The following is a 14,434-nucleotide window of genomic DNA, read 5'->3' on the forward strand; positions in this document are numbered from 1 at the left end:
ATAATAATGTTTGTATTTTTTTCAACCATATATCTATAAATTTCAGTTTCTGCACGTTCATACCAGTCATCATATTGTTTTGGATCATAAACAGAAATTTTATCAAATCTCATATACCCAAAATAATCTTTCGGTACAATTTTTTCATGTTTCATTGCGTAGGCAGTTGCGTATGGTGGCATCGCGTAGCAAACAAATCTTGCCTCATTTATATTTTTATAAATATTTAAGTGTATATCAGCATCAAGACTAGCTTCATTCCAACGATAGTCTTTTTTTGATGAAAGAAGCGTCAAGTCATCATCTTTTAAATTATCAAAAATGGCATTTTGTTTATTGATTATAAATTGATTTTTTTCGACTCTTGCCGAAATCGAGCCGTGAAAGACGCCAAAAAAATTCTTTCTAAACATAGAAAGTGATATTGTTTTTATCTCATTTATTGAGTGTTCTAGCTCCATTTTTTCTCCTACGTTTAAGCGATTATATTTAAGCTATCTTAAAATTTATGTAAAATTTTGTGTAATGATAGCTTTTTAAGTAAAATTTCGATAAATTTTCCACACTATTTACTATAAAGAGGCAGTGTTGCAAAGTCCACATATCAGTGTTTTACTTGATGAAGTTCTATCTTTTTTTAAAAATTTAAATGGAAATTTTATAGATTGCACGCTTGGATATGCCGGACATTCTAGTGCCATTTTATCTCAAAATGAAAATTTAAATTTAATTGCCTGTGATAGAGATAATGAAGCTATAAATTTTTCACTAAAAAAACTTGAGCCATTTGGTAGTAGGGTTAAAATTTATAAAAGTAACTTCTCTGAATTGACTAGCAAGCTAAGTCAAGAAGAAATTTTAAATGTTAGAGGAATTTTGGCTGACATCGGTGTTAGCTCACTTCAGATAGATAAAGATGATAGGGGTTTTAGTCTTGGCTCAAGCACGCTTGATATGCGCATGGATAAAGAGCGAAATTTTAGCGCATATGACGTTGTAAATGGATACTCTTTTGATGAGTTGGTTAGAATTTTTAGAGATTATGGCGAGCTAAAAAATGCTGTTGGGATTACAAACAAGATTATAAATGCTAGAAATTTAGGCAAGATAACGAGTGCAAAAGAGCTTGCAAATTTAATAGGTACAGCCCAGATAAAAGGGCGCGGAGTTAGCCCTGCAATACTTGCCTTTCAAGCCATCAGGATAGAGGTAAATGGTGAGCTAGATGAGCTAACAAATTTGCTTGATAGTATAGAAAAATGTGGGTTTAAAGATTGTCTTGTGGCGATTATTACATTTCACTCGCTTGAAGATAGGATCGTAAAGGAGCGTTTTAAAAAATGGGCAAATAGCTGTATCTGCCTACCTGGCGTCTATAGATGTGAATGCGGAAACAACCACGAACTAGGCGAAATTTTGACCAAAAAGCCACTAACTGCAAGCCAAAATGAACTAGCGCAAAATTCACGAAGCAAGAGCGCAAAACTTCGAGTTTTTAAGATAAAAGGATAAAGATGCAAGAAAAAGAAGAGCTACTAACGCTTCACGACGAGGAGCAAAAACGTGAGGTAAATTTAAGCTTTAAGACATTAGTGATGGTCTATTTAGCTGTTTTTATAGCTCTAGCTATATTTTTGCCAAAAATTTACATAGCAAATCAAATTTATTATATAAGTAGAGATATAGCGGACATTAGCGGTAAGCGAGATATGCTTTTAGAGGAAAATAGAGCTCTTAATATAAAGCTTGAAAATTTACGTTATAAAAATCAAATTTTAAATAATATGCAAGAGCGTCAATGGAAATAACTGAACATTTAAATTTTTATTTATTCTCATCTAAATTTTTGCGGTTCAATTATATTGGCAAATAATATAGCCATTTTGTATATAACTGTACAAAAATAAAATTAGCTCAATAAACAAAGCCTATTTTTAGCTTACTAATTACTTTCTTTTTGAGAGATTAGCTTTTCATATATATATTGTTCTAAATCTTTTTTTGATATGTCATTTTTTATAGCAGTATTATAAATTTCTTCGACCTTGCTTGAGTATTTTTCATAGCTAAAATATGGAAAATGCACGCTCCAAGCTTTCTTGATAAGATCGTGACTTATCTCTCTTCTTGCCCAAACTTTAAACATATCAAAGCCAATGAAAACGGCCGAAGTGACGACAGCAGTCGCTATTATCGATATGTGCGCATCAGTTTTTGCTAAAAAATGATGCGTGATGATTAACAATGGAAATAAAATGACAAAACAGATAAGTGCGTAAATCTGATAGAGCTTGATGTGATTAAATCTAAAATTTAACTTTGCTCCGTCTATTAGCATACCTTCGTTAAAAAGGGCATTCGCTTCAAGTAGATCCCTAAATAAAACTGGCTGTTTTGAAACAAAAAAAACGTTTTTTATGATTCTATCTTTTAAAGTTTCTTGCATTTTTTATAGACTTTTTACCTTTGAAATTTTGTCTCATTATATCTAAGAATCTATAAATTCAAACAAAATTAGATACAATTTGCCCAAAATTTAAGGAGCTAAAAATGGCAGATCAAGCTTTACAAACCGTTTTTTTAAACGGAGAATTTTTGCAAAAAGATGAGGCAAAAGTTAGTGCTTTTGATAGAGGATTTATATTTGGTGATGGAATTTATGAGGTTGTGCCTGTGATAAATTCAAAAATGGTTGATAAAGATGGATTTTGGGCGAGGTTTGAAAGAAGTTTAAATGAAATAGATATAAGCTTGCCCTATGAAAAGGAAAAATTTGAAGCGATCTTAAACGAGATAATCTCCAAAAATGCCTTAAAAGAGGGCGGAATTTACATGCAAGTAACAAGAGGCGTGGCGTTTAGAAATTTCTATTTCATAGAAAATTTAACACCAAGTGTCTTTATTTTCTGTTACGAGGGTGAAATTTTAAACAATCCTGCTGCAAAAACTGGCATAAAAGTCGTGAGCGTCGAGGATATCAGGTGGAAAAGGCGTGACATCAAGTCTATCTCACTTCTGGCTCAGTGCTACGCTAAAAATGAAGCTCACAAAAAAGGTGCAGATGAGGGCTTTATGGTAGAAAGTGGCTTTGTCACAGAGGGCTGTAGCTCAAGTGCTTTTATTATCAAGAATAAAACTTTAATTACAAAACCACTTTCAAATGAAATTTTGCCAGGAATTCGCCGTATGAGACTTTTAAAGATCGCTAAAGATATTGGCCTTAAGATAGAGGAGCGAAAATTTAGCATGGATGAAGTTTATAATGCTGATGAAGTCTTTATCTCGGCTGCTACGCTTATACTCTTACCAGTCGTTTATGCTGATGGCAAGGCGATAAATGGCGCAAAAGTAGGAGAAATTTCAAGCAAACTTCGTGAAATTTATGCTGGTGAACTTTTAAAAGAAGCCAGGCTTTGAGAGAAAAAATCTTAATAAGTGCTTGCCTAGCTGGCATAAACTGCAAATTTAACGGCGAAAATAATCTTTTAAATAAAGATGTTTTAGATGAAATTTCAAAGAGATTTCATCTGCTTTTTGTTTGTCCTGAAGTTTATGGTGGGCTTAGTACACCAAGGGAACCGGCTGAGATGAAAAATGGTGCGGTTGTTTGTAAATTTTCAGGCAAAGATGTGAGTGAAAATTTCAAAAATGGAGCAGAAATTTGCCTAAAGATAGCTAAGCTAAATGGCTGTAAAAAGGCTATTTTAAAATCAAAAAGTCCAAGTTGTGGAAGTGGGCAAATTTATGACGGAAGCTTTAGTAAGAGGCTTATTTTAGGCGATGGCATCACGGCAAAACTGCTAAAAGAAAATGAAATTTTAGTTTACAACGAAGATGAGATAGTAGGGTTTGATGTTTGATAGGTTAAAAGACAACATTATGCTTGAGGTGATTTTTAAGTACATCATCTTGTTGCTGCTTTTTATCTGTGTGATCGGTCTTTTTATGAGCGGCGTTCTTTTCTTAAATGGAGAGATGAGTGAAAATTCGCTGAATTTACACATTTTCTTTGGCTTTAGTTTGGTTGTTTTGACGATTGTTCATAGTTATGTTAAGAAGAAAAAGTTAAAGAAGCTAAGCCTTGAGTTTAAAAATATCTTAAATCACAAGCCAGTACAGATGGATTGTAACACTACTAGATTTTTAAATGCTCTAAATGATGTAAAGGTGGGCGAACTTTCAAAAAAATTTGGCTCTGATATTGTAGAAATTTTAAGGTCAAATGACATAAAAGTAAAAAGCGAGAATGAGACTATGAAGCAAATTTGTAAAAACAACGATGAAAAGATGTTTTATATTTTTGTTCTGATTGTAGAAGCTATTTTTAAGGATAAGGAAAAAATTTGAAAAAGGGTATATTTTTAGCGTTTAGTGTTGCTTTGTTTTTGGGATGCTCGCAGACCCAGCCAAAGCCAAGTGTGCAAAATTCTTTACCAGATGAAAATGTATATAAACCAAATGAACGCATTAGTTTGCTTGATTTTGAAATGAAGCAAGATGCCTCGTCGCTACCGCAAAATATGCAAAGTGCAAGCTTTGACCAAGAAGAAATTTTAAAAAGAAGGTTTAAGGTTTTTACATTAAGGGGCGTAAAATTTAATCCAAACGATGTCTTTTGGGCATTTAATATATATAAACCAAGCGAGAAGAGAAAGTATTTTGGCTCAAATTTTAGACAGATACCTCAAAGCTGGTTTGACGCACAAAAGGACAATGCAAATTTTTCAGCTCTTTCAAGCATCTCTGCTTATGCCCTAACTTCGGCAAACACAGCTTTAAGAAATTTCCCAACCGATGAGCCGATATTTTTAAATCCGCAAACTCCAGGCGAGGGCTATCCGTTTGATTATCTACAAGAATCAACCCTAAGCATCGCTCATCCACTTTTTGTCTCACATCTTTCTAAAGACAGGGCATGGGCATTTGTTAGCGATGATGCGGTTTGGGGCTGGGTAAAGGTTGAGGATATAAAATTTATAAGCGATGATGAGGCAAATGCCTATCAAAAATCAAGTTTTGTGACTATAAAAACGGATAAAATGCCAGTTTATGACAAGGCCGGAAATTTCTTGTTTTATTCAAGAGTTGGAGCGATACTACCTGTTTTGGCGCAGGATAGTAAAAATTACTACGGCAAAATTTATGTAAGAAATCTCTTGAGAGAATTTGTGTTGCCAAAGTCTTTTGGTGCTCTTTTTCCTCTTAAATTTAACGACTCAAATCTAAAAACACTTATTAACTCCCTTCTTACTCAGCCTTATGGTTGGGGTGGGGTCGATAAGCTAAGGGATTGCTCGCTTTTTACCAAAGATTTGCTAGCAAGTTTTGGCGTGTGGCTACCTAGAAACTCAAGAGCTCAAGCAAATATGGGGCAAAAATTTGATCTAAAAGGGCTTAGTAACGCTGCTAAGACAAAAGAGATAAAAGAAAAAGGTGTGCCATATCTTACGCTTGTGCATCTGCCAGGACATATCATGCTTTATGCTGGATACAAGGGCGATGATATCTACGTGGTACATGATGCTTGGGGACTAAAAACTGAAAATAACGGCAGAGCGTTAATCGGTGCTACGGCAGTAACTACGCTAAACATTGGACAAAACAGAAGCGATATACAAAACTCAAATTTGCTCATTTCAAAGGTTGATTCTATAAATGTGATAAAACCCGAAAATGTAATAAGCGATAAAGCTAGAAAAATTTCAGCTTTACAAAGGGCTTATGATGTTAAGGTCGAGGATAATTTGGTCAAATTTGGTGATGGAACAATATTTGTCTATGATGACTTTAAACAAAAAGATGATGAGTGTAGCAGTGGCGCCGATATAGAGGATATGAATGCGCTTGATTACACTGCATTTTCACCGCTTAGCACTGCACTAAGTGATGCTGGCAGATGTAGAAATTATGAATTTTTAGGCAAAATTTATGGCTCAAGCGAGAGCGAGGTAAAAGCAAATTTGGTAGATGTCGTTTGGCTAAAAGATAGCCTTGCGATGAAATTACCATTTAACTCTAAAAATGGAGCCGCAACTGCTTTGCAAGACGTAAGCAATGAGCTAAACGATATGGTAAAAAGTGATGCGAGCTTACTTGAATATTTAAAAGATCCAGGTGGGACATTTAAATGGCGCATCATCGCTGGCACAAACCGCTTGAGTCCGCACAGCTACGGCATCGCGATCGATATAAATGTAAAAAAGAGCCACTACTGGCAGTGGAGCAAGGGCTATCAAAACCTCATCCCTGAAAAGATAGTGCGTGTTTTTGAAAAACATAAATTTATCTGGGGCGGACGCTGGAAGCACTTTGATACGATGCACTTTGAGTATCGCCCAGAGATGTTTGAGTAGATGAAAGAGCAAATTTTAGAAATTTTATCTCGCTCAAACGTCTTTTTAACAGGCGGTGGTGGAGTTGGCAAGAGCTATCTAACAGCCTCTGTCATCAGGCACTACAAAGAAAATTTTAAAAACGTCATAATCCTTGGCTCAACTGGTATAAGTGCCGTTAGCCTTGGAGGAGTTAGTTTACATAGCTTTTTTAAATTTGGCTACTGCAAGGACTACGAGGAGCTAAGGCGCTTTGACTATCATCAAAAAGACAAACTAAGCAAGCTAAGAAATATGCTTGATGCATGTGATCTGCTTGTAATTGATGAAATTTCAATGGTTAGCTCAAATCTCATGGAGATGATAAGATACCGACTACTTACTTCCAAATTTAAAGGTAGGGTGCTTATAGTGGGCGATTTTTATCAGCTTCCACCAGTGCAAAAGGAGCAAAACGAAAATAGGCTTTTTAATTTTTTATACGCTTTTAACTCCAGTGCGTGGGAGGATATGAAATTTACAAATGTCGAGCTACTGGTCTCAAAGCGTACAAACGATCTTAAATTTTATGAAATTCTCTCTCGTCTTAGAGTTGGCGAGCTAGATGATGAAATAATGAGCTATATAGAGAGTTTAAGAGTGACCAAGATAGAGCCAGATGATGATACGAGTGTGCTTTTTGGCAGAAACGCCGAGGCTGAGATGATAAATCAAAAAAGACTTCTCGCACTTAATGCGCCGCTTGAAATTTCAAACTCAGATGTGAGCATTTTGGATGAAAATTTAGATAAAAAAGAGTTTGAAAAATGGGCAAATACGCTAAATATCTCAAGGGATTTGGAGATGAAGATAGGCGCTAAGATCATCTTTACGTCAAATAAATGGGGCGAGTACTATAACGGCGAGCAAGGCAAGATCATGCAAATTTTAAAAGAAAATGGCGTCATTTCAAGTGTGATCGTGCAAAAAGATAGCGGCGAAATTTGTGAGATAGAAAAAGCTGCTTATATATTTAGTTCGTTAAATTTAAACGAAGATGAGATCGAAGAAAATGTACAGGCATCGCTCCATCAGTTTCCATTTAAGCTTGCCTATGCCCTAACCATCCACAAATCTCAAGGAATGAGCATAAACTCGCTCATTTGCAATATCAACCATATTTTTGCCAAAGGACAACTCTACGTCGCACTTTCTCGTGCAGTAAGTCCTAAAAATTTAAAACTTTTTTATGATAAAAAAAGTGATTTTAGGCAGCATTTAAGAAAAGTGGTTAAAATTGACGACGAAGTTAAGAAATTTTACCAAGAAAACGTATTTTTGCATATTAAGGAGAATTTATGAAAAAGCTATTTTTAAGCCTTACTTTTTGTATTTTTGCATTTGCAGACGTGCTAAAAGTAAGAGATTTTCAAACAGATATCTACTCAAAAGCTGGACAAAATTTAACAAAAAAGATAAATATGAACCTTGAAGTCGTCGGACGTGATGTTGAAGAAAATGAAGCGTATGTGCTTGATGCTTTAAACATAATAGTTGGTAGCTTTTACGTGGAAGATATTTTAACCTCAATGGGAAAAGAGAAATTTAAAGAGCTTTTCATAAAATACGCAGCCAAAAAACACTCTCTTGATATCGATGATGTGCTTATCTTAAATATAAAAGTGATAAATAATCTTGAGCTAAGCGAGATCATAAAAGCGATAAAAAGCCAAAATTTATGCTCCGATCCAAGTGTTAATGAAGAGATTGTAACAAAGCCAGAAAAGAAGAAAAAGGGCAATGAGATTATCATCTCGCCAGATCCAAATGACGTAGTTCAAAAGCCCATTGATCTAAATAATGTTCAAGAATTTGGAAAAGATTTTGGAGAGAAGTGAGTAAATTTGGCTAAAGCTAGCCAAATTTATTGATTTACAATGTCGTAACCTTGAGGAATGACAGGAGTTAGCGTCTCTTGTGGTATGAGTGCGTCTTTTACTGGATTGCTTAGAGTTATTTTAATTTTATTTGAAAGTTTATCTTTATAGTCAATCGTCGTTGGAAGCGTGTTTTTAATAGTTATAAAGTACTCAACTCCGTCGTATATCGCTTTGTAAAGTGTTGGTTGGATTTGCTCCGCATGGGCTAAGATTTGTGTCAAATTTGGCGTATCATCAAGTTTTGAAATGATAGCTTGCTCAAGCTCATCCTCAATCACGATCACACGCTCTTTGTTAAAATAAATTCTCTTTGGCGTTGGACTTTCATATATCCAAAGTGCAGTATTGTCGTTTTTTGCGTAAAATCTACCTTTGTAATTTATGCTTTTGCCTTCGCTAAATACAGTTTGCGTAAAGTCACTTTGCAAGCTTTTGAAATTTAAGCCAGCGCCAAATGAGCAAACTGCAACGAGAGATGCAACTAGAAATTTTCTCATTTTTTATCCTTTTTTGGCGTATTCTAGCCCAGTTTAATTAAATAAATAGTTAAACTATGCTAAGATCCAAAGTTTAAAAATTTAGGAAGGTAAAATAATGATTTCATCGGTATTTAGAAAGATTTTTGGCACAAAAAACGATAGAGAAGTCAAAAAGTATATAAGACGTGTTGCACAGATAAATGCACTTGAGCCAACTTATGAAAAGATGAGCGACGATGAGCTTAAGATCAAATTTAATGAGCTAAAAGCCCAAGTAGTAGAAGAAAAAGTCACTTTAGATGAAATTTTAAATGATGTTTTTGCGATCGTTAGAGAGGCTAGCAAAAGGGTGCTTAAGATGCGCCATTTTGACGTACAGCTAATTGGCGGTATGGTGCTAAACGAGGGCAGGATCGCTGAGATGAAAACGGGCGAGGGTAAGACCTTGGTAGCGACTTTACCAGTTATCTTAAATGCGATGAGTGGCAAGGGTGTGCATGTAGTAACCGTAAACGACTACCTTGCAAAGCGTGACGCGACGCAAATGGGCGAGCTTTATAACTTTTTAGGCTTAAGCGTTGATGTGATACTAAGTGGCGGATACGATGATAACGTAAGACAAGCTGCGTATAACGCGGACATAACATACGGCACAAACTCAGAATTTGGCTTTGACTATCTTCGTGACAACATGAAATTTGAAGCTGGTCAAAAGGTGCAAAGAGGCCACAACTTCGTTATTGTAGACGAGGTCGATAGTATCTTGATAGATGAGGCTAGAACACCGCTTATAATCTCTGGCCCAACAAACCGTACGCTTGATGGCTACATAAGAGCTGATCAGGTCGCAAAACAGCTTACTAGAGGCACTCCAGCTGATCCAAATGTGCCAGGCTCAAAGCCAACGGGAGACTTTATAGTAGATGAAAAAAATAGAACGATAATGATCACGGAAGCTGGTATAAGCAAGGCTGAAAAGTTATTTGGTGTTGAAAATTTATATAACCTTGAAAATGCCATACTAAGTCACCACCTAGATCAAGCTCTAAAAGCGCACAATCTCTTTGAAAAAGACGTGCACTACGTCGTAAAAGATGGCGAAGTCGTCATCGTTGATGAATTTACAGGACGTCTAAGCGAGGGCAGACGCTTTAGCGAGGGGCTTCATCAAGCGCTTGAGGCAAAAGAGGGCGTAAAAATCCAAGAAGAGAGCCAAACGTTAGCCGATACAACCTATCAGAACTACTTTAGGATGTATAAAAAGCTTGCTGGTATGACTGGTACGGCTCAGACTGAGGCCACTGAGTTTTCTCAAATTTATAACCTCGAAGTTATCTCGATTCCTACAAATTTACCAGTTAAAAGGATAGATCAAAACGATCTTATCTATAAAACCCAAAATGAGAAATTTAAAGCAGTTATTGATGAGGTTAAAAAAGCTCATGAAAAAGGTCAGCCAGTGCTTGTGGGAACTGCAAGTATTGAGCGCAGTGAGGTACTTCACGAGATGCTTAAAAAAGTTGGCATCCCACACTCTGTGCTAAATGCTAAAAACCACGAAAAAGAGGCTGAGATCATCGCACAAGCTGGCGTAAAAGGCGCTGTGACTATCGCTACAAACATGGCTGGACGCGGTGTTGACATTAGGATCGATGATGAGGTTAGAAATTTAGGCGGTTTATATATCATCGGCACTGAAAGGCACGAGAGTAGAAGGATAGACAATCAGCTTCGTGGCCGTGCTGGACGTCAGGGCGATCCTGGCATGAGTAGATTTTACCTAAGTCTTGAAGATAATCTTTTAAGAATTTTTGGTAGCGACCGCATAAAAGCGATTATGGATAGGCTTGGTATCGACGAGGGCGAGAGTATCGAGAGCCGCATGGTGACAAGAGCTGTTGAAAATGCCCAAAAGAAAGTCGAGAGCTTACACTTTGAGGCTAGAAAGCACTTGCTTGAGTATGACGACGTGGCAAATGAGCAAAGAAAAACTATCTACAAATACCGCGACGAGCTGCTTGATAAAAACTATGATATGAGCGAAAAGATAGCTCAAAATAGAAAAGAGTACGCTGCAAATTTACTTGATACGGCTGAAATTTTCCATGGCGGCTTGAAAGATGACTTTGATATTAAAAATTTATGCTCTATCATCCTTGCAGATTGTGGCGAAGAGATAGACGAGAGCGAGCTAAAAGGCCTAGAGTATGATGAGCTAATAGATAAGCTTGCACAAATTTTTGAAGTAAGGTATAACGAGAAAATGAGCGTGCTAAATGAAGAGCAAAGAAAAGAGATAGAGAAAATTTTATACCTTCAAGTGCTTGATAATGCGTGGAGAGAGCACCTCTATCAAATGGATATCCTAAAAACTGGTATCGGCCTTAGAGGGTATAATCAAAAAGATCCGCTTGTTGAATACAAAAAAGAGAGCTATAACCTCTTTATGGAGCTAGTTAGCAGGCTAAAAAGTGAGAGTGTTAAGACGCTTCAGGTTGTAAGATTTAAGAGCCGTGAGGAGCAAGAGGAACAAGCTAAAATGATGCTTGAAGCTAGTCAAAATGCTGAAAATGAAAATTTAAGCTATAACAACCAAGACGGAGATGAAAATTTCACACCAGAAAAAAAGATACCAAGAAACGCTCCATGCCCTTGTGGAAGCGGTAAAAAATATAAAGATTGCCACGGAAAAAGTGGCCCTAAAAAAGGCATATTTGCTTAAAATTTCTACTTTTAAGGCGCCAAAAGCGCCTTAATCTTTTAAAGGCTATTTGATGACAAGCTTACCAAAGTACCTACTTTTTAAATATTTAAGATTTGATAAAACTCAGCCATTTATCACTCTAAGTGCCTTGCTCGCCTTTCTTGGCGTTAGCATCGGACTTATGGTCTTAATCGTTGCGATGGCGATTATGAATGGATTTGACAAAGAATTTGAGCGTAAACTTTTTACGATGAATTATCCAATAACCGTTCAAAGCGCCTTTAAGGGCTCCATTGATGATGGCTTTGTTGATGAGCTAAAGGCTAGATTTGGCGATTTAAAATTTAGTCCATTTATAAGCACACAGGTCATTTACCGCTCGGCAAATGCGCTTGAGGGCGGACTGGTTTATGGCGTAAATTTTAAAGATGAAAAACAGATAAACTCAGTCGTAAATGAAGCTTTAAAAGATAAAGAGCTAGATGGTTTTGAGATACTTGTGGGAAGTGGTATAACGAATGAGTTTAGGCTAAGAAGCAATGAGAAATTAACGCTTATCTTTACAAAGGCCGATCCAGCTGGCTTTTCGCTAACGCCAAAGATGAAGCGATTTGATATCGGTGGCTCATTTACATCTGGGCTAATCGCCTATGACAAGGCATTTTCATATACTTCAGTTGATGCTTTGAGGAAAATTTTAGACTATCCAAAAGGCGTTTATGATGGAATTCATATCTTTTCAAGTAAGCCATTTGATGATATAAAAAGAGTGCGTGAGGGGCTTCCAGTAGGCACGGTTGCTATTGGCTGGTGGGAGCAAAATGGCAACTTTTTCTCAGCACTCGCACTTGAAAAACGAGCACTTTTTATCGTTTTGATGCTTATTATCCTTGTGGCGTCGTTAAATATCATAAGCTCGCTACTAATGACAGTGATGAACCGCAGGCAAGAGATTGCCTTGCTTCTTGCGCTTGGTGCTAGTAAAAGTGAGATAAAAAGAAGCTTTTTCTATCAAGGGCTAGTAATAGGCGGAGGTGGCATTATATTTGGCTTGATACTTGGCTTTTTAGGGCTATTTTTACTTGGAAATTTCAACATCATAGACTTGCCGGCCGATGTTTATGGCTCAAGTAAACTTCCATTAGAACTTTCTTTGATTGACTTTATGCTTATAATTGTTGGAGCTATTTTTATCGTGGCTATATCGTCTTATTACCCAGCTAAAAAAGCCACAGAAGTAAATGTGCTTCAAACTTTAAGAAATGAGTAGAGCCTAGATGCTTAGGCTTGCTCATTGCTTGTAAAATTTATTTTTAAAAGATTATTTTAAAACCGGCATAAACTCGTAAAATTCTAAAATAAATTTATACTTTTACGCTCTTATATCATGATCGATTTTGCATTGAAGAGCCTCGTGTACGAGTGTTTTTGCCATGACACGCTCTTCGTTTATTAGGTGGAAATTTTTACCTAACTCACCAAAAATATCTTTATTACCCTCACCATTTATTTTTATTATAGTTTGGGTATTTACGCCGTAGTCTTTTATCTTTTGCGCGATGAGCTCCACTCTTTGCTCATTGTTAACAGTTATAATAACAGCAGCTGCATCGCTTAGGCAGGCATTTTCAAGTGTGTGACTTTGAAGAACGTTACCTAAAAATACATTTTCCCCGCGGCTCCTACCAAGCTCAACTAGACTAATATCGTTATCAAGCACAAGGTACAAAAGCTTTGTCTCTTTTAGTCTTAAAACGACCTCTTGTCCAAGTCTCTCATAGCCAAAGACTACGATGTGATTTTTGATTTTTTGCGGCTTTAGAGTTTCATTTGGTTCAACAACGATCTCACGTTCTATGAGGTCTGCTATTACGTCAAGTTTTTTAAGTATAAAAGGCGTAGCAAACATCGACACAACTGAGGCTGCGATAAAAATTTGAGCTGTTTGTATATCAAGTAAATTTCTAGTAGTCATTAGTCCAAAAACGGCTAGTGCAAATTCGCCTATTTGACAAACACTAAGTGCAGTTTTTGCAGCAACTCTTCGCTTTAAGTAGATATTTAAGATAGCAAAAACAACAACCGCTTTTATCACCATGACACTAAATACTAGGCCTAGAACAAGCCAGATGTTTGAGATGACGACAGCAAAATTTATCTGCATACCAACGGTTATAAAAAATAGCCCTAAGAGCAAATCTCTAAAAGGTATGAGATCAACTTCGATTTGGTGTTTATACTGTGTCTCTGCCATCATCATACCGGCTAAAAATGCACCCAAAGAGTATGAGAAGCCAAAGAAGTGAGCCAAAGTGCTAGAGCCAACGACCATAAATAAAATCGTAGCTATAAAAACCTCTTGCGAATTTGTTTGAATGACTTTATAAAATATCCAGTTTATGACATATTTACCAAGCAAAAACAGCACAACGATAAGAATAATCGCACTTGTAAATGTCTTTAGTAAAAGCTCATTTATTGAAGCATCTTGCGAGCTAAACATATCTATCATAAGCAAAATAGGAATGACGGCAATATCTTGGAATAGTAAAATTCCAAGTGCTTTTCTGCCGTAAATTTTACTCACATCGCCACTATCATTTAGCGTCTTTAGTACGATCGCAGTTGATGAGAGTGCAAGTGCAAGACCTGCAATGAGAGCTGTTTCGTCTTTTAAGTGAAGGGCGTAATAAAGCATAACGCCCATTATAAAGCCGCTTAAACAAACCTGTAAGCCGCCATTTAAAAAGACCTCTTTTTTCATGCCCATTAAGTGTTTAAAGCTAAACTCAAGCCCAATGGTAAACATCAAAAATGCGATACCAAATTCCGCGATATGAGAAATTTCATCATTGCTTTTTAGGTTAAAAAATTCTGATATAAGCGTACCTGTTACGATGTAGCCGATAATGGTTGGTATCTGAAATTTTTTAAAAATGACATTTAATGCGACTGAGATCGCTGCAACAAGTAAGAAACCTTCTAAAATTTGTTCCATAA

Annotated in this window: 13 protein-coding genes and 2 pseudogenes; 11 read left to right on the forward strand and 4 right to left on the reverse strand. The window is 36.4% G+C overall.

Annotated features, from left to right (window positions below):
* On the reverse strand, positions 1–461 hold a 461-nt coding region (locus CYP54_RS00940), incomplete at its 3' end, for a class II aldolase and adducin N-terminal domain-containing protein (RefSeq protein WP_103603897.1).
* Between the two features lie 127 nt (positions 462–588).
* Here CYP54_RS00940 and rsmH point away from each other — a divergent pair.
* The gene (gene rsmH, locus CYP54_RS00945) at positions 589–1,512 is read left to right on the forward strand and encodes a 16S rRNA (cytosine(1402)-N(4))-methyltransferase RsmH (protein ID WP_103603835.1); all 924 of its coding nucleotides are present in this window, start codon (positions 589–591) and stop codon (positions 1,510–1,512) included.
* Between the two features lie 2 nt (positions 1,513–1,514).
* Positions 1,515–1,808, forward strand: a complete 294-nt coding sequence (locus tag CYP54_RS00950; protein ID WP_021090986.1) for a hypothetical protein — start codon at positions 1,515–1,517, stop codon at positions 1,806–1,808.
* Positions 1,809–1,942: 134 nt separating this feature from the next.
* Here CYP54_RS00950 and CYP54_RS00955 read toward each other — a convergent pair whose 3' ends face one another.
* Positions 1,943–2,446 carry a hypothetical protein gene (locus tag CYP54_RS00955; protein WP_021090515.1) on the reverse strand — a complete coding sequence of 168 codons (504 nt, stop codon included), beginning with the start codon at positions 2,444–2,446 and terminating at the stop codon, positions 1,943–1,945.
* Between the two features lie 104 nt (positions 2,447–2,550).
* On the opposite strand from CYP54_RS00955, the gene CYP54_RS00960 reads away from it, so the two are divergent.
* From CYP54_RS00960 to CYP54_RS00985, 6 genes are read left to right on the forward strand one after another with little or no spacing between them, the layout of a single operon-like run.
* On the forward strand, positions 2,551–3,417 hold the full coding sequence (locus CYP54_RS00960; RefSeq protein ID WP_103603836.1) for a D-amino acid aminotransferase: 867 nt from the start codon (positions 2,551–2,553) through the stop codon (positions 3,415–3,417).
* Positions 3,414–3,860: a 2-thiouracil desulfurase family protein gene (locus CYP54_RS00965; protein ID WP_103603837.1), complete on the forward strand. Its 447-nt coding sequence runs from the start codon at positions 3,414–3,416 to the stop codon at positions 3,858–3,860. Before CYP54_RS00960 ends, CYP54_RS00965 begins: the two co-directional genes overlap by 4 nt.
* Positions 3,853–4,347, forward strand: coding sequence for a chemotaxis protein (locus CYP54_RS00970; RefSeq protein ID WP_103603838.1), 495 nt, complete (start codon positions 3,853–3,855; stop codon positions 4,345–4,347). Before CYP54_RS00965 ends, CYP54_RS00970 begins: the two co-directional genes overlap by 8 nt.
* Positions 4,344–6,353: a bifunctional C40 family peptidase/M15 family metallopeptidase gene (locus CYP54_RS00975; protein ID WP_103603839.1), complete on the forward strand. Its 2,010-nt coding sequence runs from the start codon at positions 4,344–4,346 to the stop codon at positions 6,351–6,353. The genes CYP54_RS00970 and CYP54_RS00975 overlap by 4 nt, the downstream gene beginning before the upstream one ends.
* Positions 6,354–7,673: an ATP-dependent DNA helicase gene (locus tag CYP54_RS00980; RefSeq protein WP_103603840.1), complete on the forward strand. Its 1,320-nt coding sequence runs from the start codon at positions 6,354–6,356 to the stop codon at positions 7,671–7,673.
* Positions 7,670–8,209 carry a hypothetical protein gene (locus CYP54_RS00985; RefSeq protein WP_054196480.1) on the forward strand — a complete coding sequence of 180 codons (540 nt, stop codon included), beginning with the start codon at positions 7,670–7,672 and terminating at the stop codon, positions 8,207–8,209. The genes CYP54_RS00980 and CYP54_RS00985 overlap by 4 nt, the downstream gene beginning before the upstream one ends.
* A 26-nt stretch (positions 8,210–8,235) precedes the next feature.
* Here the strand turns inward: CYP54_RS00985 and lolA are convergent, their stop codons facing one another.
* Complete coding sequence (lolA, locus tag CYP54_RS00990; RefSeq protein WP_054196481.1) at positions 8,236–8,748, reverse strand: LolA-like outer membrane lipoprotein chaperone; 513 nt, start codon at positions 8,746–8,748, stop codon at positions 8,236–8,238.
* 97 nt (positions 8,749–8,845) lie between these two features.
* Here lolA and secA point away from each other — a divergent pair.
* From secA to CYP54_RS01000, 3 genes and pseudogenes are all read left to right on the forward strand, one after another.
* Positions 8,846–11,242 (forward strand): annotated as a pseudogene (gene secA, locus CYP54_RS00995) (preprotein translocase subunit SecA); the annotation flags it as partial.
* Between the two features lie 108 nt (positions 11,243–11,350).
* Positions 11,351–11,452, forward strand: a pseudogene (locus CYP54_RS10245) (SEC-C metal-binding domain-containing protein); the annotation flags it as partial.
* A gap of 52 nt (positions 11,453–11,504) precedes the next feature.
* A complete protein-coding gene (locus CYP54_RS01000) occupies positions 11,505–12,704 on the forward strand; it encodes an ABC transporter permease (RefSeq protein WP_103603842.1) in 1,200 nt (399 codons plus the stop codon).
* 102 nt (positions 12,705–12,806) lie between these two features.
* Here CYP54_RS01000 and CYP54_RS01005 read toward each other — a convergent pair whose 3' ends face one another.
* Positions 12,807–14,432, reverse strand: coding sequence for a cation:proton antiporter (locus CYP54_RS01005; RefSeq protein WP_103603843.1), 1,626 nt, complete (start codon positions 14,430–14,432; stop codon positions 12,807–12,809).
* Between the last annotated feature and the right edge of the window lie 2 nt (positions 14,433–14,434).

Source organism: Campylobacter concisus, from assembly GCF_002914005.1.
In the GTDB taxonomy this organism is placed as follows: domain Bacteria; phylum Campylobacterota; class Campylobacteria; order Campylobacterales; family Campylobacteraceae; genus Campylobacter_A; species Campylobacter_A concisus_N.